The organism is Saccharomonospora amisosensis (genome assembly GCF_011761185.1).
GTDB classification, from domain to species: Bacteria; Actinomycetota; Actinomycetes; order Mycobacteriales; family Pseudonocardiaceae; genus Saccharomonospora_A; species Saccharomonospora_A amisosensis.
Genome location: NZ_JAAOYM010000001.1, coordinates 4,703,851 through 4,729,520, shown reverse-complemented (window position 1 = coordinate 4,729,520; position 25,670 = coordinate 4,703,851). Strand labels below are relative to the sequence as shown.

The 25,670-nt window shown below is 67.9% G+C and carries 25 protein-coding genes and 3 tRNA genes; 14 read left to right on the top strand and 14 right to left on the bottom strand.

The window, feature by feature from the left end:
• Window position 1 precedes the first annotated feature (1 nt).
• Both FHU38_RS22955 and FHU38_RS22950 read right to left on the bottom strand, forming a co-directional pair.
• Window positions 2-2,065, bottom strand: a complete 2,064-nt coding sequence (locus FHU38_RS22955) for a hydantoinase/oxoprolinase family protein (RefSeq protein WP_167175062.1) — start codon at window positions 2,063-2,065, stop codon at window positions 2-4.
• Complete coding sequence (locus FHU38_RS22950) at window positions 2,062-2,727, bottom strand: GntR family transcriptional regulator (RefSeq protein ID WP_167175059.1); 666 nt, start codon at window positions 2,725-2,727, stop codon at window positions 2,062-2,064. The genes FHU38_RS22955 and FHU38_RS22950 overlap by 4 nt, the downstream gene beginning before the upstream one ends.
• Window positions 2,728-2,831: 104 nt before the next feature.
• Between FHU38_RS22950 and FHU38_RS22945 the strand changes: the two genes are divergently transcribed.
• Window positions 2,832-3,722, top strand: coding sequence for an isocitrate lyase/PEP mutase family protein (locus FHU38_RS22945; RefSeq protein WP_313886864.1), 891 nt, complete (start codon window positions 2,832-2,834; stop codon window positions 3,720-3,722).
• On the opposite strand, the gene FHU38_RS22940 is transcribed toward FHU38_RS22945, so the two are convergent.
• Complete coding sequence (locus FHU38_RS22940) at window positions 3,719-4,231, bottom strand: DUF309 domain-containing protein (protein ID WP_167175053.1); 513 nt, start codon at window positions 4,229-4,231, stop codon at window positions 3,719-3,721. The genes FHU38_RS22945 and FHU38_RS22940 overlap by 4 nt on opposite strands.
• A gap of 152 nt (window positions 4,232-4,383) precedes the next feature.
• Here FHU38_RS22940 and FHU38_RS22935 point away from each other — a divergent pair, with 152 nt between their 5' ends.
• On the top strand, window positions 4,384-5,121 hold the full coding sequence (locus tag FHU38_RS22935; protein ID WP_313886863.1) for a ZIP family metal transporter: 738 nt from the start codon (window positions 4,384-4,386) through the stop codon (window positions 5,119-5,121).
• Between the two features lie 20 nt (window positions 5,122-5,141).
• Here FHU38_RS22935 and ctaD read toward each other — a convergent pair whose 3' ends face one another.
• The 8 genes from ctaD to FHU38_RS22895 all read right to left on the bottom strand — a co-directional run bounded on the left by ctaD (window position 5,142) and on the right by FHU38_RS22895 (window position 14,000).
• Window positions 5,142-6,905 carry an aa3-type cytochrome oxidase subunit I gene (gene ctaD / locus FHU38_RS22930; RefSeq protein ID WP_167175050.1) on the bottom strand — a complete coding sequence of 588 codons (1,764 nt, stop codon included), beginning with the start codon at window positions 6,903-6,905 and terminating at the stop codon, window positions 5,142-5,144.
• Between the two features lie 129 nt (window positions 6,906-7,034).
• On the bottom strand, window positions 7,035-7,277 hold the full coding sequence (locus FHU38_RS22925) for a DUF2630 family protein (RefSeq protein ID WP_167175047.1): 243 nt from the start codon (window positions 7,275-7,277) through the stop codon (window positions 7,035-7,037).
• Window positions 7,278-7,398: 121 nt separating this feature from the next.
• Entirely contained in the window at window positions 7,399-8,166 is a 768-nt protein-coding gene (locus tag FHU38_RS22920) for an IclR family transcriptional regulator (RefSeq protein ID WP_313886862.1), read from the bottom strand.
• Window positions 8,167-8,174: 8 nt separating this feature from the next.
• A complete protein-coding gene (locus FHU38_RS22915) occupies window positions 8,175-9,119 on the bottom strand; it encodes a PDR/VanB family oxidoreductase (protein ID WP_167175044.1) in 945 nt (314 codons plus the stop codon).
• Window positions 9,120-9,131: 12 nt separating this feature from the next.
• The gene (locus tag FHU38_RS22910) at window positions 9,132-9,350 is read right to left on the bottom strand and encodes a hypothetical protein (protein WP_167175041.1); all 219 of its coding nucleotides are present in this window, start codon (window positions 9,348-9,350) and stop codon (window positions 9,132-9,134) included.
• Window positions 9,347-10,411: an aromatic ring-hydroxylating dioxygenase subunit alpha gene (locus tag FHU38_RS22905; protein WP_167175037.1), complete on the bottom strand. Its 1,065-nt coding sequence runs from the start codon at window positions 10,409-10,411 to the stop codon at window positions 9,347-9,349. The genes FHU38_RS22910 and FHU38_RS22905 overlap by 4 nt, the downstream gene beginning before the upstream one ends.
• Window positions 10,412-10,580: 169 nt before the next feature.
• Window positions 10,581-12,992: an endopeptidase La gene (gene lon / locus FHU38_RS22900; RefSeq protein ID WP_167175033.1), complete on the bottom strand. Its 2,412-nt coding sequence runs from the start codon at window positions 12,990-12,992 to the stop codon at window positions 10,581-10,583.
• A gap of 84 nt (window positions 12,993-13,076) precedes the next feature.
• Window positions 13,077-14,000 (bottom strand): GNAT family N-acetyltransferase, encoded by a 924-nt coding sequence (locus FHU38_RS22895; RefSeq protein ID WP_167176430.1) that lies wholly within the window; start codon window positions 13,998-14,000, stop codon window positions 13,077-13,079.
• A gap of 237 nt (window positions 14,001-14,237) precedes the next feature.
• Here FHU38_RS22895 and FHU38_RS22890 point away from each other — a divergent pair, with 237 nt between their 5' ends.
• From FHU38_RS22890 to FHU38_RS22860, 7 genes are all read left to right on the top strand, one after another.
• Window positions 14,238-16,877, top strand: coding sequence for a putative bifunctional diguanylate cyclase/phosphodiesterase (locus FHU38_RS22890; RefSeq protein WP_167175030.1), 2,640 nt, complete (start codon window positions 14,238-14,240; stop codon window positions 16,875-16,877).
• A 76-nt stretch (window positions 16,878-16,953) separates the two neighbouring features.
• Window positions 16,954-17,026, top strand: a tRNA-Thr gene (locus tag FHU38_RS22885).
• A 14-nt stretch (window positions 17,027-17,040) separates the two neighbouring features.
• Window positions 17,041-17,113, top strand: a tRNA-Met gene (locus FHU38_RS22880).
• 31 nt (window positions 17,114-17,144) lie between these two features.
• Window positions 17,145-17,309 carry a 50S ribosomal protein L33 gene (rpmG, locus tag FHU38_RS22875; RefSeq protein WP_009152342.1) on the top strand — a complete coding sequence of 55 codons (165 nt, stop codon included), beginning with the start codon at window positions 17,145-17,147 and terminating at the stop codon, window positions 17,307-17,309.
• A 163-nt stretch (window positions 17,310-17,472) separates the two neighbouring features.
• Window positions 17,473-18,564 carry a S1 family peptidase gene (locus FHU38_RS22870; protein ID WP_167175027.1) on the top strand — a complete coding sequence of 364 codons (1,092 nt, stop codon included), beginning with the start codon at window positions 17,473-17,475 and terminating at the stop codon, window positions 18,562-18,564.
• A gap of 91 nt (window positions 18,565-18,655) precedes the next feature.
• Window positions 18,656-19,099, top strand: a complete 444-nt coding sequence (locus FHU38_RS22865) for a MaoC family dehydratase N-terminal domain-containing protein (RefSeq protein WP_167175024.1) — start codon at window positions 18,656-18,658, stop codon at window positions 19,097-19,099.
• A 4-nt stretch (window positions 19,100-19,103) separates the two neighbouring features.
• Window positions 19,104-19,517, top strand: a complete 414-nt coding sequence (locus tag FHU38_RS22860; RefSeq protein ID WP_167175021.1) for a MaoC family dehydratase — start codon at window positions 19,104-19,106, stop codon at window positions 19,515-19,517.
• Here the strand turns inward: FHU38_RS22860 and FHU38_RS22855 are convergent.
• Together FHU38_RS22855 and FHU38_RS22850 are read right to left on the bottom strand one after the other, a co-directional pair.
• Window positions 19,510-20,361: an SGNH/GDSL hydrolase family protein gene (locus FHU38_RS22855; protein ID WP_167175018.1), complete on the bottom strand. Its 852-nt coding sequence runs from the start codon at window positions 20,359-20,361 to the stop codon at window positions 19,510-19,512. The two genes, FHU38_RS22860 and FHU38_RS22855, sit on opposite strands and share 8 nt — an antisense overlap.
• Before the next feature lie 127 nt (window positions 20,362-20,488).
• Window positions 20,489-21,721 (bottom strand): pyridoxal phosphate-dependent aminotransferase, encoded by a 1,233-nt coding sequence (locus FHU38_RS22850; protein ID WP_167175015.1) that lies wholly within the window; start codon window positions 21,719-21,721, stop codon window positions 20,489-20,491.
• Between the two features lie 193 nt (window positions 21,722-21,914).
• Between FHU38_RS22850 and FHU38_RS22845 the strand changes: the two genes are divergently transcribed.
• From FHU38_RS22845 to rplA, 5 genes are all read left to right on the top strand, one after another.
• A tRNA-Trp gene (locus FHU38_RS22845) sits at window positions 21,915-21,987 on the top strand.
• 34 nt (window positions 21,988-22,021) lie between these two features.
• Entirely contained in the window at window positions 22,022-22,468 is a 447-nt protein-coding gene (secE, locus tag FHU38_RS22840; RefSeq protein WP_167175012.1) for a preprotein translocase subunit SecE, read from the top strand.
• 79 nt (window positions 22,469-22,547) lie between these two features.
• Window positions 22,548-23,360 carry a transcription termination/antitermination protein NusG gene (nusG, locus tag FHU38_RS22835; RefSeq protein ID WP_167175009.1) on the top strand — a complete coding sequence of 271 codons (813 nt, stop codon included), beginning with the start codon at window positions 22,548-22,550 and terminating at the stop codon, window positions 23,358-23,360.
• 77 nt (window positions 23,361-23,437) lie between these two features.
• Window positions 23,438-23,869, top strand: coding sequence for a 50S ribosomal protein L11 (rplK, locus tag FHU38_RS22830; RefSeq protein WP_167176428.1), 432 nt, complete (start codon window positions 23,438-23,440; stop codon window positions 23,867-23,869).
• An 83-nt stretch (window positions 23,870-23,952) separates the two neighbouring features.
• Entirely contained in the window at window positions 23,953-24,672 is a 720-nt protein-coding gene (rplA, locus tag FHU38_RS22825; protein WP_167175006.1) for a 50S ribosomal protein L1, read from the top strand.
• 52 nt (window positions 24,673-24,724) lie between these two features.
• On the opposite strand, the gene FHU38_RS22820 is transcribed toward rplA, so the two are convergent.
• A complete protein-coding gene (locus FHU38_RS22820) occupies window positions 24,725-25,567 on the bottom strand; it encodes a hypothetical protein (RefSeq protein ID WP_167175003.1) in 843 nt (280 codons plus the stop codon).
• Window positions 25,568-25,670: the final 103 nt, after the last annotated feature.

Here is a 25,670-nt window from a genome sequence, read left to right as displayed (position 1 = left end):
CTCAGGCCTCCACCGGGTTGATCAGCAGGCTGCCGGAGGGGTGCACCGTGGCGGCGTGTCCGGGCAGCACGAGTGTTGTGGAATCCATCTCGGTGACGATCGCGGGTCCGGTGACGACATCGCCCGCGCGCAGCTTGCTCCGGTCGTAGACGGTCGCGTCCACCCGCTCTCCGGTCACGTGGATGGGATGGGTGTCGATGACCGCACCCGAGGGGTCGCCGGTTGTTTGCCGAAGCTGTACCGGCGCGACCGACGGGCGTGGCCCCGTGACGGTCGCCCGCGCGTTGACCAGCTCGTGATCGACCGAAAGCAGGAACGAGAACAGCCGGTCGTGCTCTGCGTCGAAACGCTGGGCCAACGTCCGTAGCGCGGTGTCCGGATCGTCGAGCCAGGCCGGGTCGAGTTCCACCGGGATCTCGAAGCCCTGCCCGTGGTAGCGCACGTCCACCTCGAAGGCGATGGTCTGGTCGGCACGGTCGATGCCCTGTTCGCGAAGGCGCTGCCCGGCCTCGTCGCCCAACTCGCCCAGGATCGTGGCCAGTTCCGAGCCGGTAAGGTCGGCGAAGCGGCGCAGCACCGTTCTCGCGGCCACGTCGCGCAGGCCGGTGGTCGCGTCGCCAAGCGCGCACAACACGCCGGGAGACGGGGGCACGATCACCGGCCAGGCTCCGGTGAGCTTGCCGAGCGCGTTGGCGTGCAACGGGCCGGCGCCACCGAACGCGACCAGCGCGAAGTCGCGCGGGTCGAACCCTTGCTGCACCGACACCAGCCGCAGCCCGCCGAGCATGTTCTCGTTGACGATGTCCACGATGCCCGCCGCGGCGGCCTCCGTGCTCGGCAGCCCCATCGCCTCCGCGACCTTGCCGACCGCGGCCCGTGCCGCCTCGACGTCCAGTGTGATCTCCCCGCCCGCGAGCGCGGGCGGTAGGTAACCGAGCACCACGTTGGCGTCGGTCACGGTCGGCTCCGTTCCGCCCTTGCCGTAGGCGGCTGGACCGGGGTCGGCCCCGGCCGACTGCGGGCCGACCCGCAGTGCCTTGGTGAGTTCGGGCACGTGGGCGATCGACCCGCCGCCCGCGCCAACCGTCCGAACGTCCACACTGGACGCTCGAACGGTGAGGTCGCCGACCTTGGTCTCGCGTCCGATGCGGGGGCTGAGGTCCTGCACGAGTGCCACGTCGGTGGACGTGCCGCCCATGTCGAAGGTTATGAGGTCGCGGTAGCCGCACTGCCGCGCTACCCACACGGCGCCGGTGACGCCACCGGCGGGGCCGGACAGCAGCATGGTCACCGGCGCGGCCGTGGCCGCCTCGGCCGTGGACAGCCCGCCGTCGCTTCGCAGGATCGCCAGCTGGCCCGCGACGCCGCCCTCGCCGAGCTTGCCCGCCAGCGTGTCGACATATTTCTTGACCTGAGGCTGGACGTAGCCGTTGGCCACGGTCGTGACCGTGCGCTCGTACTCGCGCAACTCCGGCAGCACGTCGGAGGAAAGCGACACCGGTACGCCCGGTAGCTCCTGCGCCGCGAGCTCGGCGACCCGACGCTCGTGTGCGGGGTTGGCGAAGGAGTTGATGAGTGAGACGGCGAGTGCCTGGATCTGCCGTCCCCGCAGTGCCCGCAGCTTGGCGCGGACGCCGTTGTCGTCGAGCGGCCGTATCACCGTGCCGTCGCTGGCGAGGCGTTCCTCGATCTCGACGGTGCTCTCCAGCGCCGCCAGCGGTTCCGGCTTCGGCCAGATGATCCAGCCTGCCAGTCCTCCCGGCACGTAGGACCTGGCGATCTGCAGCACCTGCCTGAAGCCGTTGGTGGTGACAAGGCCCACCCTGGCGCCCTTGCCCTCGAGGATCGCGTTGGTGGCGACGGTGGTGCCGTGCAGCACCTGCGCCACCTGCCCGAGCGCGATCCCTGCCTCGGCGCAAACCTTGCCGATCCCGTTGAGCACACCGACGGACTGGTCGGACGGCGTCGAAGGGGTTTTCGCGCGCCAGGTGGCGCCGCTGGTCTCGTCGACGAGCAAAACGTCGGTGAAGGTGCCGCCGACGTCGACACCGAGGCGATAACTCATGTCCTCTCCTGCTCCATGGCGGCACGGACCATCACGGCCCGGGCGTTGCGGATATGGGCTGTCATGACGGCCTGTGCCCACTCCGGGTCGCCCGCCCTGACGGCGTCGACTATCTCGACGTGGTGGGCGAGGCTGCGGCGTAGCGACGCGTCGTCGTAGGTGTGGAAGTTGCGCAACACGATCGGCACGTGCACCGCGTTGGCGAGTGCGCTCGCCAACGCGGGATGGTTGGCCAGAGTCGCCAGCCGTTGGTGAAACTCCCGGTTGAGCGGTACCAGGGTGTCCAGGTCCTGTCGCGGTCCCGGGCTGCCGATCTCGACCATCGCCGTTGCGAGTTCCGCGAGGTCGTCGACGTCGGTGTCGCTGGCCTTCTTGGCGGCCAACGCGGTGAGCCGGGGCTCGAGCGAGGTGCGGAGGTCGAAGACGCCCTCCAGCTCCGCGACGGTCCAACTGCTGACGCGTGCGCCCCTGTTGGGCACCAGTTCCACGAGTCCTTCGGCGGCCAGCCTGCTCAGCGCCTCGCGCACCGGGGTGCGGCTTACGCCGAGCCGGGCCGCCAGTTCTACCTCGCCAAGTCGGGAACCGGCGCGGAACTCGCCTTTGAGGATGAGTTCCCGCAGGGCGTCCACGGCCCGTCCCGAGGTGGTCGCTGCTTGTGTCACACATCACCTCTCGTGTGGATTGTGTGCAACATATGCCCGAAGGCGTTCCATACGCAATCGATACGGCGTAAATTCCTGATGTCTGTATGCATGGAGGTTGTGCGGTGGGAAATCTGCTCGGTGACCGGAACCAGCCGAGGGCGCGCCTGCGCGAGTTGCTGGCGGCGAAGCGACCGCTTGTCGCGCCCGGGGCCTACGACGCGCTCTCCGCGCGGTTGGTGGAGCAGGCGGGCTTCGACGCCGTCTACATGACCGGGTTCGGCACCACGGCGTCGCTGATCGGTCGGCCGGACGTCGGGCTGCTCTCCTCGGCCGAGATGATCGACAACGCCGCGCGCATCGTGTCCGCCGTGGACGTTCCGGTGATCGCCGATGCCGATACCGGGTTCGGCAACGCGATCAACGTGGTGCGCACGGTGCGGTCCTACGAGCAGGCCGGAGTTTCGGCTATCCACCTGGAGGACCAGGTGATGCCCAAGAAGTGTGGGCACATGAGCGGCAAGGCGGTGATCTCGAAGGAGGAGATGGTCGGCAAGCTGCGGGCGGCGGTCGCCGCCCGGCACGACCCCGATTTCGTGATCATCGCCAGAACCGACGCCGCCGCGGTGCACGGACTCGACGACGCCGTCGACCGTGGGCGAGCCTATGCCGACGCGGGTGCCGACGTGCTGTTCGTGGAGGCACCCACCAGCGAGGAAGCGATCGAGCGGATCGCTTCCGAGTTGTCCGGGGTGGCGCCGCTGGTGTTCAACTGGGCCGAGGGTGGCCGCACGCCAGCCATCCCGGCCGGGCGCATCACCGAACTGGGGTTCTCGCTGGTGCTGTTCCCCATCGGCACACTGCTCGCGGCGACGGCGGGGATGCGTGCCCTGCTGGAGGTGTTGCGGACTGACGGAACGCCCGCCTCCGCGCTACCGGGGCTGCCGTCGTTCGAGGAGTTCACCGACCTCATCGGGCTGCCCGAGGTGCACGACCTCGAACGCCGCTTCGGTTAGGGCCGCCGCGACCCCGCGTCGGTCTCCGACCGGGCACCCAGCAGGCGAGGTGCGATCGAGGCGGCTTCCGGCGGTTGGGTACGGGTCGGCATGCTGTCGGCCGTGGCGCGGGCCCAGTCGCACAACCCGGCGATGTCGATGCCGTGCGGAGGCGACTCGGCGTAGTGTGCGATGCCGTCCGCGCCTCGCCGCAACAGCGAGGCCGCGCCCGCCGGATTTCCCCGCGCGGCGTGGGTGACTCCTACCGCGAGTTGGGCAAGCCCCCGCCACAGGTCACGCTCGGATTCCGGGCCGGACTTCCATGCGTCTTCGAACACCTCGTGTGCGTGAAACGGCATCCCCGCATCCAGCAACCGCTGCCCCTCCCGCAACGTTTCGCCCGCTAAACGTGCCACGCCCTCCGGCTGCCGCTCGACGCCCTCGGCGCCGTAGGGCAACGGCCTGCCAAGGCCGTCCCGTGGTCGCGCGTTGCGGGCACGGCCTGCTTCGTCGCGATCGCGCTCACCCATGAAGCGAGTCTGGCACGCACACCACCGGGTCGGGCAACGGCTCGGATTGCCCATCTCCTCCGGCCCTGCTGCACTTGGAGTGATCTTCGGCCGTAGGAGGGGGCCCGGAATGGATCGCGCTGTGGCGACCCGCGGCAGGTGAAAGCGACACCGTGTCGACACTCGCCTGGATCATCGTCTCCGGCTTGCTGATGAGTGCCATCGCGCTCACCGGAAGCCTGACCCTCCTGCTTCCCCCGAAAACGTTCAACCGGCTGGTGCTACCGCTGGTCGCGCTCGCGGCGGGCTCGTTGCTGGGTGGGGCGCTGTTCCACATGCTGCGGGAGTCGGTGGCCGCCCTCGGCAACGAGCTGACCGTCTACGGGTGGCTGGCACTGGGCATCGTGACCTTCTTCGTGCTTGAGCAGTACCTGCACTGGCATCACTGTCACCGGCCGGTGAGCGAGCACGGGCACGTTGGCTACCTGATCCTGCTCGCGGACGGTCTGCACAACCTCATCGGCGGCCTCGCGGTCGGCAGCGCGTTCATCCTCGACATCGAACTGGGTATCGTCACCTGGCTGGTGGCGGCGGCACACGAGGTGCCGCAGGAACTCGGTGACTTCGGCATCCTCGTGCACAGCGGATGGAGCAAGCGGCAGGCACTGAGTTACAACGGGTTGTCGGCGTTGACGTTCCTCGTGGGTGGAGTGATCGCCTACGGCCTCGCGGGCAGCATCGACGTGTCGTTCCTGGTGCCGTTCGCGGCGGGCAACTTCATCTACATCGCCGCCGCGGACCTGCTGCCGAGGGTCACGGTCCAGGAGAGCCCCGTCGAGAAGGTGAGCCACACCGTGAGCTTCTTCGCCGGGCTGGGCCTGCTCTACCTGATCGCCCTTGTGGCGACGTGATCAGGTAGAGCAGGGATCACCTAACCCCGTCCGCCCTTGGTGGCGTCCGAAGCCTTGACCTCCGGCGGCTGCGGTTCCTCGTCGATCGGCATGGTCTTGCCGGTGAAGGTGATGTGGCCTTCCCGGTACATGCGCTCGACCATGTGCGGGTAGTGCAACTCGAACGCGGGCCGCTCGGAGCGGATCTTCGGCAGTTCGGTGAAGTTGTGCCTCGGCGGAGGGGAGCTGGTGGCCCACTCCAGCGAGTTGCCGTAGCCCCATGGGTCGTCCACCTCGACCGGGTCGCCGAAGCGGTAGCTGCGCACCACGTTCCACAGGAACGGCAACATCGAAAGACCGAGTATGAAAGCCCCGACCGTCGAAATCATGTTCAGGGTCGTGAACCCGTCGGAGGGCAGGTAGTCGGCGTAGCGCCGCGGCATCCCTTCGTTGCCCAGCCAGTGCTGCACGAGGAACGTGGTGTGAAATCCGATGAAGGTGAGCCAGAAGTGCAGCTTGCCGAGCGACTCGTCGAGCATCCGGCCGGTGAACTTCGGGAACCAGAAGTAGATTCCCGCGAACGTGGCGAACACGATGGTCCCGAACAGCACGTAGTGGAAGTGCGCCACCACGAAATAGGTGTCGGTGATGTGCCAGTCCAGTGGGGGAGCCGCGAGGATGACTCCGGTGAGGCCGCCGAGCAGGAACGTCACCATGAACCCGATGGCCCACAGCATCGGTGTTTCGAAGGTCAGCTGACCCTTCCACATCGTGCCGATCCAGTTGAAGAACTTGATGCCGGTGGGCACGGCGATCATGAAGGTCAGGAACGCGAAGAACGGCAGCAACACCGCGCCGGTGGCGTACATGTGGTGCGCCCACACCGCCAGCGACAGCGCCGTGATCCCCATGGTCGCGAACACCATGAGCCGGTAGCCGAACAACGGTTTGCGGGCGAACACCGGGACGATCTCGGTGATGATCCCGAAGAACGGCAACGCGACGACATAGACCTCTGGGTGACCGAAGAACCAGAACAGGTGCTGCCACAAAATGGCCCCACCGTTGGCCGGATCGAACACGTGCGCGCCGATGATCCGGTCGGCGGCGAGGCCGAGCAACGCGGCGGTGAGGACGGGGAACACCGCCAGGATCAGCACGCTGGTGAACAGGATGTTCCAGGTGAAGATCGGCATCCGCCACATTGTCATGCCGGGACAGCGCAGGCAGACAACCGTCGTGACCATGTTGACCGCGCCGAGGATCGTGCCGAGACCGCCGACGGCCAGACCCATGATCCACATGTTGCCGCCGATGCCTGGCGAGAACGTCGTCGTCGACAGCGGTGCGTATGCCGTCCAGCCGAAGTCGGCGGCTCCGCCGGGCGTGAGCAGCGAACTGAGCACCATCAGCCCGCCGAACAGGAACAACCAGTACGAGAAGGCGTTCAGCCGGGGGAACGCGACGTCGGGCGAGCCGATCTGGATCGGCAACACCAGATTGGCGAAGGCGAACAGGACCGGTGTCGCGTACAGCAGCAGCATGATCGTGCCGTGAATGGTGAACAGTTGGTTGTACTGCTCCTGCGACAGGAAGTGCAGCCCGGGCTGGCCGAGTTCGGCACGGATGAGCAGCGCCATCACGCCGCCGATCATGAAGAAGACGATCGACGTGACGAGATAGAGCTTTCCGATCAATTTGTGATCGGTGGTGCGCAGCAGGTTCAGAAGGCCTTGGCCGCGCTTACCCGGCGTGGGTGCCGGTTGCTGGATTCTGGTCGGACGAAGACCGATCTGAGTATCCACGGATGCACCTTTCGCCTGCGCAGGGTGCGTCCTCGAGCGGCTTGAACGGGCCGCTCGAGGGGGTCGGCAATAACGTTAGACCCGCTGCTTGGTGGTCGCATCCTGTCGAATGGGCGTCCCACCTCGCGGCTATTGCTGGTAGGACTCGACCTCGCTGACAGGGCGCTCGTGTGCCTGGTCGGGGTTATCACCGAACTCGGCCCGTGCGCGCCGCTGTCGCAACAGATCCCAACACTGGTCGAGCCGCTGCTCCACCTCACGCAACCGCTTGCGGTCGTGGTCACCCAATCCGGTACCCGTCGCGCGAGACCGCAGTTGGTGCTCCTCTGCGATCAACTCGTCGATGTGGGCGATGATGTCTTGCTCAGCCATGGGTCACTCCCTTCCACCCCGCCGCTTGCCCCCGCGGTTAGCCCGCTAAACGCGCGGCGGGGTGCTCTACCGACCGCGGTTAGCCCGCTAAACGTGGTGTGGAGTGGTGCCTTGACCGCGGTTAGCCCGCGAAACGTGGTTGGAGCATGCGGGAGATTCCTCTGCCCGCGGCCTGCACGAGGGGGACGAGGTTCATCGGTTCGGCGGTGTCGGCCCGCACGACCAGGGACACGGCGGCCACCACCTCGTCGTTCCTGCCGCGGATCGGAGCGGCGACGGAGAGCGCGTCGAGCGTCACCTGGCCGTCACTGACGGCGTAACCGCCCCGCCTCACGGCCGCGAGCACCTCGCGAAGGCGGTCCGGATCGGTGATCGTCTTTGGGGTGTAGGCGTGCAATGGCGAGCTCAACGCCTGCTGTTGGAGCTCGGCGGGGGCGTGCGCGAGCAGTACAAGCCCCACGCCCGTGGCATGCAGCGCGAACCGCCCACCCACCCGGGTCAGCACAGGCACCGCGTACCTGCCCGCGATGCGCTCCACGAACACCAGCTCCAGCCCCTCGCGGACCGCGAGCTGGACGTTCTCGTGGGTGACCTCGTAAAGGTCCTCCAGAAACGGCATCGCCACGTCGCGCAACGCCAGACCACGCGGCGCCAGCGAGGCGACCTCCCACAGCCGCAGTCCGATGCGGTAGCGCCCGTCGGCGCCTCGTTCCAGGGCGCCCCACCTGACCAGTTCGGCAGCGCGCCGGTGTGCCGTCGGCAACGACACACCGGCCCGCCTCGCCAACTCGCTCAACGACAGGTCGGGCGTGGCCGGGGTAAAAGCCTCGAGCATCGCGAGTACCTTCGCCGTCACCGACCGGGTGTCCGGCCCAGCCGCGTTGCCCACCCCTGCTCCTACAGCTCCAGTACCAGCCGCGGCCCGCACGAGCGCGACACGCAGATCATCATCGTCTCTCCAGCCTCGCGTTCCTCGTCGGTCAGCAACGAGTCGCGGTGGTCGGCGACACCTTCGCGTACCTCGGTCTCACACGTTCCGCACGTGCCCTCCTGGCATGAGGAAAGCACCGGGATGCCGGCGTCCTCGACCACTTCAAGGATCGACTTTTCCGGCGGCACGAGCAACGTCACGCCGGAGCGGGCGAGTTCGACCTCGAAGGCCTCCCTCGGCCCGGCGTCCGCACCCTCCTTCGGTGAGAATCGCTCGACGTGCAGAGCCCCCGGTGGCCACGCCGCGCAGAGCCGCTCCACCTCGGCGAGCAACGGTTCGGGTCCACAGCAGTACACCGCCGTGTCCGGTTCCGGGGTCGCAAGCAGGCTGTTCAGGGGCAACAACCCGGTCTCGTCCTGCGGGCGCAGTTCCACCCGCTCGCCGTAGGCGTCCACGAGCGCATCGGCGAAGGCCATGGAAGCGCGAGTCCTGCCGCCGTAGACGAGCCGCCAGTCGGCCCCGCGGGCGTTCGCGGCGGCCACCATCGGCAGGATGGGAGTGATCCCGACGCCGCCTGCCACGAACAGGTACCTGGGTGAGTCCACCAGCGCGAAGTTGTTTCGCGGCCCGCGTACCCGCACGGGGTCGCCCTCGGCGAGGCGATCGTGCACGTAGACGGACCCACCTCTGCCGTTCGGCTCCCGCAGCACGGCCACGGCCAGCTCGCGGCGTTCCGCCGGGTCCCCGCACAGCGAGTACTGCCGTTCCAGACCCTCGTCCAGCAGCAGGTCGACGTGGGCGCCCGGCTCCCACTCCGGCAGCGCGCCATCCTGGGGATCACGCAGCGTCAGGCGCACCACGCCATCGGCTACCGCCTCCTTGCGCGCCAGCACGAGGTCCAACTCGGTCACCGGTTCCTCCACTCACACACTCGCGAGTTCCCGCACCGAAGGTGGCACCGATTGCCGCTCGGGCGGCTGGTGGCCCCGAGGATGGCCGAGCAGCCAGTCCCACAGCTCCACAGGGTCCTCGCTGGTGTGCTCGGCACCGCAGTGGCACACCCCGAGCAGCAGGTCGGTGTTGAGCACCCAGTGAATGCGAAACACGGTGTCACCGTGCAACATCGCCACCCGTGCACTCATGAGCGCACCGCGGCCTGCCGCTGCTCGGACTGCTGACCCCGCTCGATCATCCGCTTGAGGAAGCGCCGAGCGGCCAGTCCACCGGTGTCGATGTTGATGCTGAGCTCCTGGTAGCCCTCGGGCTCGGTCTGGATGACCTGCTCCAGGATGTCCAGCGCCCGCACGTCCTGCAGCACCACGGTGCGGTTGCTCTCCGCGAGGAACCTCGACACCTCCTCGTCATCGAGCGCGAAGTCCCTCGCCACCGCCCAGAAGTCGTGCGTGCTGTGCTCGGTTTCCGGGGTGATCGCGTACACCACCTCGACGTGGAAGGCGTCGGGGTCGGTGCCGTCGTCGGCGGGAAGCACCCCGACCGGTGCGACCCTGCTGTGCAGTAGGTAAAGGCACGGCGGGTGGAACTCGATGTCCTGCCAGCGCGTGATCCTGCCCTCGATACCGGTGGACTTGGCGTAGAAGGAGGGGCACTCGGCGTCAGCCATGTGCCTGCTGACGTAGATGACCTCCCTCTCCTCGTCCACCTCGGTGGTGATCGGGGTGTTGGCTACCTCCGGCGTACCGATGTAGCCGCCGTGCAGGTACGTCTCGTGGGACAGATCCATCAGGTTGTCCACGAGCAGGTCGTAGCGCGCCGCGAGCGGCTCCATGCCCGACACCGTCGTGTAGGCGGGGTCGGTCAGCCACGGGGCCCTGGGGATCAGTGCCGGGTCGGCCTTGTCGTGGTCGCCGATCCACACCCAAACGAAGGAGTCCTGCTCCACCAGCGGGTAACTGGGAATACGCGCGGTGCGGGGAATCCGAGTCTGGCCGGGAACGAACACACAGCTTCCCGCCTTGTCGTAGGTGAACCCGTGGTAGCCGCACACGATCTTGTCGCCGTCGAGCGTGCTCTCCGACAGCGGGTAGCGGCGGTGCACGCAACGGTCAGCCAGCGCGACGGCCTCACCGGCCTCGGTGCGGTAGAACACGATCGGCTCTCCGAGGATGGTGCGGGGGAACAGTTCGCGGCCGATCTCGCGGCTGTAGGCCGCTACGTACCACTGGTTGCGGGCAAAGGTCGTCATTGACGTCGCTCCTTGGCAGATTCTTGTGGGGACGCGTGCTTGTAGGACGCGATGTGCGGTTGCCTCGACTGTGAAGCGACGCCAACGAGCTGACCACGCCTGTTTTCATTGGCTGAAAGAATTTGGCCGAAAGAATCCGCGGGATTCCGCCCGCGGACGCGGGCGGCGTTCAGGCCGCCCGCGTCAACGGTGCCGTCGCAGGTTCGAGGGCCAGTGAGAGCACTTCCCGAACGCTGCTCACCGGGTGCACCTCGAGTTGCTCGAGGATGTCGGCGGGCACGTCGTCGAGGTCAGGCTCGTTGCGCTGCGGGATGATCACCGTGGTGATCCCGGCCCGATGCGCCGCGAGCAGCTTCTGCTTGACCCCGCCGATCGGTAGCACTCTGCCAGTCAACGAGACCTCGCCGGTCATCGCGACGTCGGCACGCACCAGCCTGCCGGTCAGCAGCGAAGCCAGCGCCGTCGTCATGGTGACGCCCGCCGACGGTCCGTCCTTGGGTACGGCACCCGCTGGCACGTGGATGTGCACACCACGCTCCTTGAGGTCGGCCACCGCCAGCTCGAGTTCGGCACCACGCGAACGCAGGTAGGACAGCGCGATCTGTGCCGACTCCTTCATTACGTCGCCGAGCTGCCCGGTCAGGGTCAGCCCCGTGCCGCCGGACTCGGGGTCCGCCAGCGAGGCTTCCACGTAGAGCACGTCGCCTCCCGCGCCGGTGACGGCAAGCCCGGTGGCCACCCCTGGCATCGAGGTGCGCTGCTCGCCAGGGGGCAGCGACGACTCTGGCAGGTGCCTCGGCCTACCGAGGTACTCGGACAGGTCCTGCTCGTCGATGGTCACCGGCAGCCGGGCCTGCTGCAGCGCCACCCGCGTGGCCACCTTGCGCAGTACCTTCGCGATCGCGCGGTTCAGCTCACGAACGCCCGCCTCCCGGGTGTACTCGCCCGCCATGCGGCTCAGCGCTGCGTCGGTGAGTACGACATCGCCCGCGCGCATACCCGCGCGCCGCGACTCCGTCGGCAGCAGGTGATCCCTTGCGATCGTCACCTTCTCGCGCTCGGTGTAGCCGTCAAGGGTCACCAGTTCCATGCGGTCAAGCAGTGGCCCTGGGATGGTCTCCAGCGCGTTGGCCGTCGCGAGGAACACCACATCGGACAGGTCGAGCTCGACCTCCAGGTAGTGGTCGCGGAAGGTGTGGTTCTGCTCGGGGTCCAACACCTCGAGCAGCGCGGCCGTGGGGTCGCCTCGGTAGTCGGCTCCCACCTTGTCCACCTCGTCCAGCAACACCACCGGGTTCATCGAGCCCGCGTCCCGGATCGCCCGCACGATGCGGCCGGGGAGTGCGCCCACATACGTGCGCCGGTGCCCGCGGATCTCCGCCTCGTCACGGACGCCACCGAGCGCCACGCGAACGAACTGTCGGCCCATCGCCCTGGCGATCGACTCGCCGAGTGAGGTCTTGCCGACTCCTGGAGGGCCTGCCAGCGCGAGCACGGCACCCGAGTGCCTGCCTGCCACGGTCGATTCGGCACGGCGCTGCCGGACGGCCAGGTACTCGATGATGCGTTCCTTCACGTCGTCGAGTCCGGCGTGGTCGGCGTCGAGCACCCGGCGAGCGCTCGCGATGTCGTGCACGTCGGTGGTCCGTGTGTTCCACGGCAGGTCGAGCACCGTGTCGAGCCAGGTGCGGATCCAGCCGCTCTCCGGTGACTGCTCGGAGGTGCGCTCCAGCTTCTCCACCTCGGCCAGTGCCGCCTCGCGGACGTGCTCGGGTAGGTCAGCGGATTCCACCTTGGTGCGGTAGTCGTCGGAGTCGTTGGGGTTGCCGAGCTCGCCGAGTTCCTTGCGGATGGCCTCCAGTTGCCGCCTGAGCAGGAACTCCTTCTGCTGCTTCTCCATGTCGGCCTCGACGTCCTTGCGGATGGTGTCGCTGACCTTCAGCTCGGCCAGATAGGTCCGGCCGCCTTCCAGCGCCAGCTCCAGCCGCGCCGAGACGTCGAGGGTGCGCAGCAGGTCCAGTTTCTGGGCGGTGTTGAGGTAGGGCGCGTTGCCAGCGAGGTCCGCGACAGCCGAGGGGTCGTCGACCTGCTGGACGGCGTCCAGCATCTGCCAGACTCCCCGCTGCTGCAGCATCGACACCACGATCGACTTGAACTCCGCGGCCAGCTCACGGGCGCGCTCGTCGGCGGCGGGCTCTACGGCAGGCTCGGCTCGGGCCCAGCTCACCGCCGCGCCGGAGGACGCCGGTACCTCGTCGGCCGAGACCTCGCGGTGGTAGGCCCGGTGCGTTCCGCGCAGCAGCGCCGCCGACCCGCCGCCGGGAAGCCTGCCGAGGCGTTCCACCGTGGCGACCGTCCCGATCTCGGCCAGCTCGCCTTCCACCCGCGGCACCACGAAGACCTCGGCCTTCGCGGGCCGGGTAGACCTCACACCCGGTAGCGCGGCGCCGGAGCTCCTCCCGTTGGCGGCTTCCACGGCGGCACGCGTCTGCTCGCTCGCGAGATCGAGCGGCACGATCATGCCCGGCAACAACACATCGTCATCGAGGGGAACAACGGGCAGCAGTTGTGTCCGTGTCATCAGTTCGCTCCCGTCTTGTTGAGTACCTCTCACTCAACTTTCTGGAGCCCTGGTTTGTTTCCCCGAGTCGTTCGCCGGCAGCGATCACCGAGCCGGTAGCCGGTACCACGACGTCCACAGCGGCCGGTAGCCGTGGGCGTACCAGAACGGCGTTGAACGGGGGTTGGCCAGCGCGTGATGCAGCAGCACCACCTCGACGCCCGACTCGTCGAACACCTGGTGTGCGTGGGCGGTGAGCGCCGAACCGACGCCCGTGCTGCGCGCTTCCTCCGCCACGTTGAGTGACGCCAGGTACCCCACCCGTTCGGCGGCGACGTGCCCGCTGATCCAGTCGGAATCCGGTGGCAGCTGGATGTGCAACAGGCCGAGCGGCTTGCCGTACACCTCCGCGATCCACAGTGTCGGTTGTGCGGCGTCGCGGGCGAGCAGGTCGCGGGTCTGTGCGCGCAGCGCTTCCTCCTCGCCTGGCCGCCGTGGCACGAGGCCGAACTGGGCGTCGTAGCGACGCAGCTCCAGTTGCAGGCGTAGCGCGGTTTCCAGGTCACCTGGTTCAGCCGCGCGGATGCGCACGCCGGGTACGGCGGGCGGCCCGCCGCCGAGCCGGTCGGCGGGCCGTACCGCCAGCACCCGTGCGGGTGCGAACCGGTGCCGCAGCAGTTCGGCCGAGCCCGTGCTGTCCCTGCTGGGCCGGGTCACGACCGCGGCGGTGTCGGGATCGCTCGCGGCCGTGTCCTCCTCGAGCAGGCGTTGCCAGGCGGCCAGCAGTGAGTCCAGCGCCTGCCCGGGGAAGTGGCCCGCCAGGCGCACGTCGAGCCGGTACTCGGCCAGCGGCCGCCACAGGGCCGCGCTGGAAGCGAGTTCGACACGGGAGCAGGTCGCCAGCGCGGTTGCCTCGGCCACGGTCAACCGCGTCCCCTCCGAGTCGTCCCACGGCCTCGGCACAGGAAGCAGCGGGTCGGCCGCGCTGAGCCGCTTCGTGTGCTCGGTGACGATGGCTTCGATGTCCATGGCGTCATCCAACCGGACATGGTATGAGGTAGGTCACTCAGGATCGATTACGAAACGCGACAGGAGTTGGCGATGGTGCCACCCCCGCCACCGCTAGGGCATCGCTATGTGTTGTCTCGTTAACCCTGTGGTGATGTGATTGGCGCGAAAAGAGGCCTTGATACGCCCTACGGGGTACAGTGATCCTCTCGTTCGCGGGCCGATCCCGAAAGGGTGCGTGTCACGGAAGGAGGGTGCATGGCGGGCGCACACGACGAACCCGTCGGACCCAGTACGGCTGCAGCCGAAACCCCTAACCAGCCCAGTGTCGCACCCGCATCCGCCGAAGCCCGCAGGGACGAGCGCAGGTTCCGCCTCTACACGACGGCGGTGCTGACGGTCGGCCTCGCCGCTGCCGCTGCCGTCTCCGCATGGCTGCCCTTCGAGGGTTCGGTCCATTTGTGGTGGATCGGACCACTGCTGGCGATCGCGTTCCTCGGCGCCGAGCAACTCGGCGTCAACGTCGACGTCCGCAGCGGCATTTCCTGGACCATCTCCTTCACCGAGATACCACTCGTCATCGGCTTCTTCGTGGCGCCGTTCGAAGTGGTGCTCGCCGCACACGTCGTCGCGGGCGTCACGACGCTGGTCGCCAGAAAGGTCACCGGCCGCGTCCTCTACAACGCGGGCGCGTTTCTGCTGGAGGTCACCAGCGCGTTCGCGGTCGCCGGGCTGGTTAGGCAGGCCCTCGGCAACCCGGAGCAGATGCCGTGGATCGCAGCATTGGCAGGCACCCTCGCCGCACCGCTGGCGAGCACGCTGCTCGCCATGGCCGCGGTGCGGGTGCTGCGCCGCCGGATGCGGGTGGGCACCGTGCTCCGGCTCGCCGGCCGGATTCTGGTGGTCGGGTTCGTCAACGCCTCGGTCGGCCTCACCGGCTACCTGGTGATCTCCAAGACCCCTGGCGCGTGGCCCATCGTGCTGGCGGTCAGTGTTGGTCTCGCCGCGCTGTACTGGGCGTACTCGGATCTGCTTCGTGAACAGCGCGACATGGAGGCGCTCTCCGACGTCAGTCTCATGGTGGCCAGGTCCGGCAGGCTCGCGGCTTCCCGGCCTGCCGGCCGCGCTGACGAGATCGGCCTCGAGGTCGACGTCGGTGACTGGTCGACGATCGCGGAGCGGATCAAGGACCAGCTCGCCGCGGCCAGGGTCGTCCTGCGGCTGCGGCTGGAGACCGACGAGCCGATGAACACGGTGGTGGCGGGAGAGGAACTGCCCGCCACGCCGGTGCGCGGCGACGATCCGCTGCTGCGGCTCCCCGGCGCGCACGTGCGCCATTTCCGTATCACGGAGGCCAACACCGAGGTGCGGTCCGCGTTGCTCGACCGCAGTGCGCAGGAAGCGCTGGTCGTGCCGCTGCGCAGCGCCAACCAGTTGCTCGGGGTCGTCGAAGCGCACGACAGGCTTTCGCGCTGGCGGGGCTTCGGCAAGTACGACGTGCAACTGCTCGGCACCATGGCGAGTCACCTCGCCACCGCGCTGGACAACCGCCGGTTGCTGGCGACCCTGCGGCACGACGCTTACCACGACCCGCTGACCGGGCTGCTCAACCGGCCCGGCTTCCGGCAGGTCGCGGGCGAACCGCTGCGCGAACACACCCAGTCCGTGATGCTGCGCGTGGACCTGGACGTGTTCTCCACGGTCAGCGACGCGCTCGGCTACGCGTGGGGCGACCGGATGGTCATAGCGGCGGGCAGGCGCATGCGCGAGGCGCTCGGAGCCGACGTGCCGCTTGCCAGGCTGGAGGGCGCCTCGTTCGCCGCGCTGCTCGTCGGGTGCGGGCCGCAGGAGGCACACGACTTCGCGCAGCGGCTGCGCGAGCAACTCTCCATGCCGTACCCCGTCGACAGGTTGACGGTCGAGGCCAACGCGATGGTCGGGTACGCGGCTAGCACCGTGGAGGAGAACTGCCAGCCGGTGGACGTGGACGCGCTGCTGCAGCGTGCCGACGTCGCCGTGCGCGCGACACGGGGTGGCGAGGAGGTCAAGGCCTACGTTCCGAGCATGGGCCAGATCTTCCTGCGACGGTTCCAGATGGTCACCCAGTTCCGGCAGGCGCTCGAAGACGGCCAGGTCAGCGTTCACTACCAGCCGAAGGTGTCGCTGCCTGGCAAGCATGTGCTCGGGGTCGAGGCGCTGGTGCGCTGGCAACACCCGGAGTTCGGCAGGGTGGACCCCGACGAGTTCGTTCCCGCTGTGGAGGCTGCGGGTCTCGTCGGTGCCCTGACCTCCTTTGTACTGGACAAGGCGCTGGACAGGGTGCGTCGCTGGATGGAAGAGGGGCTACGCATCTCGGTCGCGGTGAACCTGTCGGTGCGAAACCTCGCCGACGCGGAGTTCCCTGGCAAGGTCGCCGACGCGCTTGCGCGGTTCGGCGTGCCCGCCGAGTTGCTGACCTTCGAGCTGACCGAGTCCGGCGTGATGGCCGACCCGCAGCGCGCGCTACCCATCCTGCGCGAGTTGCACGGACTCGGCATCGAGCTCGCCGTGGACGACTTCGGGACGGGCTACTCGTCGCTCGCCTACCTACGGCAGCTTCCGGTGGACCAGGTCAAGATCGACAAAAGCTTCGTGCTCGGCATGGGCACCGACCTCTCCGACCTGGCGGTGGTGCGTTCGATCGTCGAACTCGGCCACTCCCTCGGCCTCACAGTGGTGGCAGAGGGCGTGGAGGAGGACGTCGCGCGAGACCAGCTCGAGGCGATGGGTTGCGACGTGGCACAGGGGTACCTGATCTCGCGACCGTTGTCGGAGGAGCGGCTGGAGGCGTGGTTGCAGGCGCGGACGGCGCGGTCTTTCGACCGGCAGTCGGAAACGGTGCTGACACTGCTCACCTGACGTTCGCCCGGCCACGACCCCCGGCTGTCGGGCACGAAGGCGGCTCATGTACTCTTTTTCCAGGCTCGTTGAGCAGGCCCCTTTAGCTCAGTCGGCAGAGCATCTCCATGGTAAGGAGAAGGTCTACGGTTCGATTCCGTAAAGGGGCTCGGTGTCTGTATGAGGCGGTGTAGCTCAGTCGGTAGAGCAAGCGGCTCATAATCGCTGTGTCGCCGGTTCGAGTCCGGCCACCGCTACGCTGTTTCGATGAGAGAGTAAGGAGCCGTTGTGGCTGCCACCGACGTGCGACCGAAGATCACGCTGGCGTGCGAGGAGTGCAAGCACCGCAACTACATCACCAGGAAGAACAAGCGTAACGACCCGGATCGCCTGGAGATGAAGAAGTTCTGCCCGAACTGCGGAACCCACAGGGTGCACAAAGAGACGCGCTGACGCCACGAGTTCGACGAAGCCGCCCCCATGATCGGGGGCGGCTTCGTTGTGTCTGGCCATGCTGTTGGAAAAATCCCAACGATCGTAGCTACCGGCACTGAGTAACGGAGATCACTCTGTCGGGTGAGACCAACCGGTTTCCCCTGCGAAAGTGAGTTGCCGTATGAGAACAGTGTCGAGATCCGCGATAACCCTTGCGGCCAGTGCGCTCGCGCTCGGTCTGCTCACCCCAACCGTCGCCTCCGCCACGAGTATTGAGGGCTACTCCAGTGACGTGCAGCAGGCCGCGGTCGCCGAGATCGCCTCGACGGAGGGCATCACGCCTGCCGCGGCCGAGGAGGTCCTGCGCGTCCAGTCCGACAGTGTCGAGACGCTGAACGGCGCCCTCGACCAGCTAGGCGACCGGCAGGCGGGAGGCTACCTCGACGACTCGGGAAAGCCCGTCGTCAACGTCCTCGACGAGGCCACCGCGGCCGAACTCGCCCCGTCCGGCGTCGCCGCTCGCGTGGTCGACTACTCGGCCGCCGAGTTGCGGTCCGCACGTGAGGCACTCGAGGCGGTGCCCGCCGTGGCCCACACCGCCATCGCCGTCGATCCCGAGGCCAACCAGGTGGTGCTCACCGTGGCCGAGGAAGCCGACGACGCCGCGGCCGCCGACCTGCTCGCGGCGGCCGCCCGCTTCGGTGACGCGGTGCGCGTGGAGCACGCTACGGGTGGTCTGCACAAGGCCATCTACGGCGGCGAGGCCATCACGGGCGGAGGCAGCCGGTGTTCGGCCGGGTTCAACGTCAACTCCGGTGGCCAGCTCTACATCGTCGACGCGGGCCACTGCACGGGCGCGGTGTCGCAGTGGAACGTCGGCCCTTCGGTTGCGGCCAGCTTCCCCGGCAACGACTACGGCCTGATCCGCAACGACACCGGAAGCGGTCCCGGTGCGGTCACGCTGTGGGACGGCTCCACCCAGGCCATCAACTCGGCGGGCAACGCCACTGTCGGGCAACGGATCTGCAAGAGCGGCAGCACCACGGGATTGACCTGCGGCGTCGTGCAGGCCACCAACGTGACGGTCAACTACTCGCAGGGCGCCGTTCACCAGCTGATCCAGACATCGGCTTCGGTGAACTCCGGTGACTCCGGCGGTGCGCTCTTCGCGGGAAGCACCGCGCTCGGCATCACATCCGGCATGGGCGGCGGTAGCTCCTTCTTCCAGCCGGTGGTGGAGGCGCTCAACGCCTACGGGGTCTCGCTGAACTGACCCGGTGCGCCTCCGATCGCGATGGTCGGGCGGCGCCGCTCACCCGCGCCGCCCGACCGTGCCGCGCGGCGGAGGCGGTAACCTGCGGCGCGTGCCACTGGACCCCTCCTTCATCGGGCGTACCTACCCGCCTACGAGCACCTACGAGGTCAGCCGCGCGAAGATCGCTGAGTTCGCCGACGCCATCGGTGATCCCGACCCGCTCTACCGAGACCCGGAAGCCGCCAAGGCTGCGGGGTATCCGGACGTGATCGCACCGCCCACGTTCCTGACGATCATCAACCTGGCCTCGATCAACGCCATCGTCGCCGACCCGGAGCTGGGACTGGACTATTCCCGGATGGTGCACGGCGACCAGCGTTTCACCCACCACCGGCCGGTCCACGCAGGCGACGAGTTGCGGCTGACCACCCACATCGCCGACATCTTCACCCGCGCGGGAAACGACTTCCTCAACGTCCGCGCCGACATCAGCACGGTGGCCGACGAGCCGGTCTCCACCACCCACGCCCAGCTCGTTGTCCGGGGAGAGTGAGGCAATGACCCTGCCGAGGCCCCAAACCGGTGACGAGTTGCCCGCGCTGAGTGTGCAGGTCACGAGGGAGCAGCTCGTGCGCTACGCGGGTGCGTCGCTGGACTTCAACCCGATCCACTGGAACGAACGCTTCGCCAAGAGTGTCGGGCTGCCGGACGTCATCGCGCACGGCATGCTCACGATGGCACTCGGCGGGCGCATGGTCACCGACTGGCTAGGCGACCCGGGACGGGTCGTGGAGTACGGCGTTCGCTTCACCCGGCCGGTCGTCGTCTCCGACGACACCGGCGCCCTCGTGGAGTTCACCGGCAAGGTCCGCGAAATCCGTGACGACTGCACCGCGCGCATCGACATCACCGCCAAGTTCGAAGGCAAGACCGTGCTGGGTAAGGCTCAGGCTGTGGTGCGGATCAACTGAGCTCACGCACGACGGCACTGGCCATCGAACGCTCACCGCGCGCGTTCGGGTGCAGCGGTGCGGCACCCGTCGTGGAACGCGGACCCTCCACCCAGCGCGAGTCCGGCGGCGCACACATCCCGTGGCCCACGCTCGCCTTCGCCGTGTCTGCGAACTCTGCCCCGTGTTGGCGTGCCTGTTCGGCAAGCACCGTGTTGAGTCGCTGAAGTCCCCGGCGCAGGTAGGCGATGTCCTCGTCCGCGTAAGGGAGTTCGGGCGGGCAAACCGCTGGGTCGGCGGGCAGGATCGTCGGGTAGCCAACCACCACGACGCGCGCGTCGGGAGCTTTCGCGTTGATTCGCGCGAGCACCTGTCCAACCGCTTCGCCCGCGCTTTCGATCCTGGCGGCCAACTCGTCGATTCCGCCCTCGGCCAGTCGCCGCTGGCACGACCGCGTGCCCTGGTTCGCCGCGCATTCGCCCGCCAGCGCCACGAGGCCGACATCGTTGCCCCCGATACCGATCGTGACCAGTGTCGTTTCGGGTCGGACCGCGTTCAGTTGCGGGGGATTGGTGCCGTCCGGGGTTTGCTGCGGTCGGGTGATGTCGCGCGTGGTGGCCCCGCTGCAGCTTGCATCGGTGAAGCGTTCGGCGCTCAACTCGGCGGCGACGAGCCGTGGATAGTTGTTGCGGGACCGGTCGCAACCGGGCGGTGAACCGACCGATTCGCCGGTACCGGGAGCCGAAGTGTAGGAGTCACCGAGCGCGACGTAGTGCTGCGGTCGCTGCTGTGAATCCGGTTGCTGCCCGCATGCGGTCACGAGCATCAGCACGGCGACGGCTATACCGAGACCCTTCCTGCCCATCGTGTTGGTTGTATCAGGTTCGCTAGGCCTGAGCTCACCGGACGAGGTCGTCGAGCAACCCCGCCGTGGGCTCGGCAATACGAAGAGCCCCGAGGTCATCCGACCCCGGGGCCTACGCGAGCGTCGGTCAGCGTGCCTCGGACAGCAGGTTCGCGACCCGGCTCACGCCTTCAACCAGATCCTCCTCGGCCAGGGCGTAGGAGAAGCGGAAGTAGCCGGGCGTGCCGAACGCCTCACCCGGGACGATCGCGACCTCGGCCTCCCGCAGGATGAGGTCGGCCAGCGCAACCGTATCGGCTGGCCGCTCGCCCCGGATCTCCTTGCCGAGCAGAGCCTTCACCGAGGGGTAGGCGTAGAACGCGCCCTGCGGAGTCGGGCAGTGCACGCCGGGGATCTCCGAGAGCATCGAGACGATCTTCTTACGGCGAACGTCGAACGAGGCGCGCATCCGCTCGACGGCGTCGAGTGGGCCTGCCACGGCCGCGAGTGCCGCCCGCTGCGACACGTTGGCGACGTTGCCGCACAGATGGGACTGGAAGCTGGCCGCCGCCTTGATCACGTCCTGCGGTCCGACGATCCAGCCGACGCGCCAGCCGGTCATCGAGTACGTCTTCGCGACACCGTTGAGGATCAGCGTCTGGTCGGCGAGTTCGGGTACCACCACCGGCATCGACTCGGCCGTGACGCCGTCGTAGACGAGGTGCTCGTAGATCTCGTCGGTGACCACCCAGATGCCGTGCTCGGCAGCCCAGCGGCCGATGGCCTCCACCTGCTCCCTCGGATAGACGGAGCCGGTGGGGTTGGACGGCGAGTTGAACAGCAGCACCTTCGTCCGTTCGGTGCGTGCCGCCTCCAGTTGCTCGACGCCGACCAGGTAGTCGGTCGAGTCGTCGGCGGTGACCTGCACCGGCACGCCGCCCGCCAGAGTGATCGACTCCGGGTAGGTCGTCCAGTACGGCGCCAGCAGCAACACCTCGTCGCCGGGGTCGAGCAGCGTGGCGAACGCGGAATAGACGGCCTGCTTGCCGCCGTTGGTGACCAGTACCTGCGAGGCGTCGCACTCGAATCCGGAATCCCGCAGCGTCTTGGCGGCGATGGCCTCACGCAGTTCGGGCAGCCCCGCCGCGGCGGTGTAGCCGTGGTTGACGCGCTCGTGCACGGCGGCGGCAGCGGCCTCGACGATGTAGTCGGGGGTAGGGAAGTCGGGCTGGCCCGCGCCGAAGCCGATCACCGGTCGTCCCTCCGCCTTGAGGGCTTTCGCCTTCGCGTCGACAGCGAGCGTGGCGGAGGGCGTGATACCCGCGATACGGGCGGACACCCGGGAACGAGGACTGGTGGCGGTACTCTCGGACGTGGCCATACCGGCATTTTTTCACGGTCGCGCGAAGACTCGGATGCCGCCCTCGACAGCATCTGTACCGGTTGTACCGGGCGCGGTTGCGACCCGTCATCGGGCTTGCCGTAGACTGCCGGACTTGGAACGCACGGCACCGGCCCCGCAGCTAATGTGGGGTGGGTGGAGTGCGTCCTGAAGAGCGGGTTCGCTCGCTCGAAGGGGTGTAGCTCAAATGGCAGAGCAGCGGTCTCCAAAACCGCAGGTTGCAGGTTCAAGTCCTGTCACCCCTGCGTTGACGTGTCAGGTGGAGCGGAGGAGTAGCTCGTGAGCGAGGACGGCGAGAAGGACAAGGAAAGGGCAGCCAAGCGCCCTTCCCGTCCGGTCACCGCCGCGGCTCGGCGTGAGCGCCGTGCCTCCGCTGGCACGGGGGAAGAGACTGGCTCCGGCGCGGGGACCGGGAAGGGCACGGAGGCCAGGACGCGGCCCGCGCCGAAAGGGAAGACTTCGGACAAGGCCGCCAAGCCGACGGGCAAGGACCGGCCGACGCCGAAGCGGAACCGCAGGGACTCGAAGCGGACGTCGCCGTTCTCGCGTCTGGTGCGGTTCGCGCGCGAGGTATGGGCCGAATTGCGCAAGGTCATCTGGCCGACGCGCAAGCAGATGGTCACCTACACCACCGTGGTGCTGGTTTTCCTGATCTTCATGGTGGCTCTGGTCGCTGGACTCGACTACGTGTTCCTGAAGGGCATGGACTTCGTATTCGGCGAGTAGGTGGCCGGCACTCCTCGCGGGTGGCGGCGTCAACGCGACGTCCGCGACCACCACACGCGATCAACTGAGAGGACGGAAAGTGACCTCCGAGAACGGCTCAGGAGCCGGTCAGGACCTGACCGGCCTCTCCGACGAGCAGGTGCTCGCGGCCACCGGTGAAGCGGACTCGGAACACACCGAGCCCGCTGAGGCGCCGGCTCCCGCCGCCGAGGACGCGGAGGCCGACACCGCCGACACCGCGGACGCCGAGGAGCAGGCGGAGGAGATCGAGGAAGACCCGGTCGCCAAGCTCCGTGCGGAGCTGCGGTCATTGCCGGGCGAATGGTACGTCGTGCACTCCTACGCCGGCTACGAGAACAAGGTCAAGAGCAACCTCGAGACCCGAAGGCAGACGCTGGACGTCGAGGACTACATCTACCAGATCGAGGTGCCCACCGAGGAGGTCACCGAGTTCAAGAACGGCCAGCGCAAGCTGGTGCAGCGTAAGGTGCTGCCCGGTTACATCCTGGTCCGGATGGAGCTCAACGACGCCTCCTGGAGCGCGGTGCGCAACACCCCTGGAGTCACCGGTTTCGTCGGTGCGACCTCGCGCCCGTCGCCGCTGAGTATCGAGGAAGTGCTGAAGTTCCTCGCTCCGCAGGTGGAGAAGGCCGCACCCGCCAAGCCCGGCAAGGGTGAACCCGCCGCGGCCGAAGCGCCCGCCGCGGGCGGCCCCGTCGAGGTGGACTTCGAGGTCGGCGAATCGGTCACCGTCATGGACGGCCCGTTCGCAACGCTGCCCGCGACGATCAGCGAGGTCAACGCGGACGGGCAGAAGCTGAAGGTCCTGGTGTCGATCTTCGGCCGGGAGACGCCGGTCGAGTTGTCGTTCAGCCAGGTCTCCAAGATCTGACGGTCGCTGAGCCGACCGGAAGGACCTCGGGGCACGGCAGGAGCCCGAGGGTGAGCGACACTGAACAGGAACGAAGAATGCCACCCAAGAAGAAGAAGCTCGCAGCGATCATCAAGCTGCAGATCCAGGCGGGTGCCGCGAACCCGGCTCCGCCGGTTGGCCCCGCGTTGGGTCAGCACGGCGTCAACATCATGGAGTTCTGCAAGGCGTACAACGCGGCGACGGAGTCGCAGCGTGGCAACGTCGTGCCGGTCGAGATCTCCGTGTTCGAGGACCGCTCGTTCGACTTCAAGCTCAAGACCCCACCGGCGGCCAAGTTGCTGCTGAAGGCCGCGGGCGTGGAGAAGGGCAGCGGCGAGCCGCACAAGAGCAAGATCGGCAAAGTAACCTGGGATCAGATCCGCGAGATCGCCGAAACGAAGAAGAGCGATCTGAACGCCAACGACCCGGACCAGGCCGCCAAGATCATCGCCGGTACCGCCCGTTCGATGGGTATCACCATCGAATGATCTCGCGGCACTCCGCCGCAGGTGGAAGGGCCACGCGCTGACCCGTACCACAACTGATCCACTTCGACTCGTAAGGACAGAGCATGACCAAGCGCAGCAAGGCTTACCGCCAGGCCGCGGAGCTGGTCGACCGCGATCGGCTGTACACGCCGCTCGAGGCCGCCAAGCTCGCCAAGGAGACCTCCAAGATCAAGATGGACGCCACCGTCGAGGTGGCGATGCGGCTCGGCGTCGACCCCCGCAAGGCCGACCAGATGGTCCGCGGCACCGTGAACCTGCCGCACGGAACGGGAAAGACCGTCCGCGTCGTCGTCTTCGCCACCGGTGACAAGGCCGCCGAGGCCGAGGCGGCGGGCGCGGACGCGGTCGGGTCCGACGACTTGATCGAGCGCATCCAGGGTGGCTGGCTCGACTTCGACGCCGCGATCGCGACGCCGGACCAGATGGCGAAGGTGGGGCGGGTTGCCCGCATACTCGGCCCTCGTGGCCTGATGCCGAACCCGAAGACCGGCACCGTGACGCCGGCCGTCGGCAAGGCCGTCACCGACATCAAGGGCGGGAAGATCAGCTTCCGCGTTGACAAGCAGGCCAACCTGCACCTGGTCATCGGCAAGACGTCGTTCGACCTCGAGAAGCTGGTGGAGAACTACGCCGCGGTGCTCGACGAGGTGCTCAGGGCCAAGCCCGCCGCCGCGAAGGGCCGTTACCTGAAGAAGGTGACCTTCTCGACGACGATGGGCCCCGGTATTCCGGTCGACCCGGCACGCACGCGCAACCTCCTCACCGAGGAAGCCGCGGCCTGAACCGTACTGAACAAGGGGCGGCCGTCCTGCTCGGACGGCCGTCCCTTGCGTGTCAGTTGCCAGTCGTCGCCGGTGTCGGCTTTGGGCAGGTGGCCGGTCCCGGCTCGTGGCCGGTGATCAGCCACTGGCCGAGCTCGACCTGGGTGACGGTGAAGACCCCAAGCGCAGGCCCGCCCTCGACGTCGAAGTCACAGGAGTCGATTCGCAGGCTGGTGGCGTTGGCGTCGTAACGCCGAGGGTGGATGGAACGCGAGTAGTTCGTGACGTGTGTGACCTGCTTGCTGAGTTCGTTCACTGCTTCTTGGCAGTCGCGATAACCCAAATCCTGCGCGAACCGCTGTTGGACGGCCCGCCGTTCGTTGTCGAAGTATCCACACGCGAGGTCGGCACGGCCTTCCGCGATCTTGGAGTACAGCTGCCTGACCGCGGCGTACGGCTCCTTGGAGAACAGCTCGTTGGTCTTGTAGGTACCGCCACCCATCTTGGCTGCCGACTCGCTGCTGTTGTCGTCACCTCCGCCGAGGAAGTAGTTGTACGCCCACGTCAGTGCGATGGCGAGCAGGATGAAGAAGATCAGCCAGCCGAGCAGCTTCTTGCCGAGCCAGCGCAGCCAGCCGGGAACCTTGCTGCCGGTCGACGGAGGCGCGGGGACGAGGTCCCGGGTCACCGTGGGCACGGGTTGCGGCTGCCCGCCACGGGTGAGCTCGGTGCCTGCCTGCCGCTGCGCTTCCTGGAATCGCAGGAACTCCTGGAACTGCTGAAACTGCTCGAACTGGCGCAGTTGTTCCTGGTCGGCGTGCTGCGGCGCGGCCTCCTCGGCGGGCCCCACCTCGGCGCCTGCCCGCGGTTCGGGATCGTGCCGTCCGTCGGATCGCTGCTCAGCCACGTGACCCATGATGCCTGCTCGCGCACTCCCCGTGGTGCCGCCGACCGCGTTTCGCGGGCAAACCGCGGTGAGCCGACCGCGGTTTGCCCGCGAAACGCGGTTTGTGGGGGCC

What these genes read in the sequence shown, in the direction of transcription:
- FHU38_RS22860 (WP_167175021.1), top strand. Translation starts at nt 19,104, where the DNA reads ATGACCCTGCCGAGGCCCCAAACCGGTGACGAGTTGCCCGCGCTGAGT.
- FHU38_RS22905 (WP_167175037.1), bottom strand. Translation starts at nt 10,411, where the DNA reads ATGACGACCTTTGCCCGCAACCAGTGGTACGTAGCGGCCTACAGCCGC.
- FHU38_RS22910 (WP_167175041.1), bottom strand. Translation starts at nt 9,350, where the DNA reads ATGAGTGCACGGGTGGCGATGTTGCACGGTGACACCGTGTTTCGCATT.
- FHU38_RS22925 (WP_167175047.1), bottom strand. Translation starts at nt 7,277, where the DNA reads ATGGCTGAGCAAGACATCATCGCCCACATCGACGAGTTGATCGCAGAG.
- FHU38_RS22820 (WP_167175003.1), bottom strand. Translation starts at nt 25,567, where the DNA reads ATGGGTCACGTGGCTGAGCAGCGATCCGACGGACGGCACGATCCCGAA.
- rplA (WP_167175006.1), top strand. Translation starts at nt 23,953, where the DNA reads ATGACCAAGCGCAGCAAGGCTTACCGCCAGGCCGCGGAGCTGGTCGAC.
- lon (WP_167175033.1), bottom strand. Translation starts at nt 12,992, where the DNA reads ATGACACGGACACAACTGCTGCCCGTTGTTCCCCTCGATGACGATGTG.
- FHU38_RS22955 (WP_167175062.1), bottom strand. Translation starts at nt 2,065, where the DNA reads ATGAGTTATCGCCTCGGTGTCGACGTCGGCGGCACCTTCACCGACGTT.
- FHU38_RS22850 (WP_167175015.1), bottom strand. Translation starts at nt 21,721, where the DNA reads ATGGCCACGTCCGAGAGTACCGCCACCAGTCCTCGTTCCCGGGTGTCC.
- rplK (WP_167176428.1), top strand. Translation starts at nt 23,438, where the DNA reads ATGCCACCCAAGAAGAAGAAGCTCGCAGCGATCATCAAGCTGCAGATC.
- FHU38_RS22855 (WP_167175018.1), bottom strand. Translation starts at nt 20,361, where the DNA reads ATGGGCAGGAAGGGTCTCGGTATAGCCGTCGCCGTGCTGATGCTCGTG.
- FHU38_RS22895 (WP_167176430.1), bottom strand. Translation starts at nt 14,000, where the DNA reads ATGGACATCGAAGCCATCGTCACCGAGCACACGAAGCGGCTCAGCGCG.
- FHU38_RS22940 (WP_167175053.1), bottom strand. Translation starts at nt 4,231, where the DNA reads ATGGGTGAGCGCGATCGCGACGAAGCAGGCCGTGCCCGCAACGCGCGA.
- FHU38_RS22890 (WP_167175030.1), top strand. Translation starts at nt 14,238, where the DNA reads ATGGCGGGCGCACACGACGAACCCGTCGGACCCAGTACGGCTGCAGCC.
- FHU38_RS22870 (WP_167175027.1), top strand. Translation starts at nt 17,473, where the DNA reads ATGAGAACAGTGTCGAGATCCGCGATAACCCTTGCGGCCAGTGCGCTC.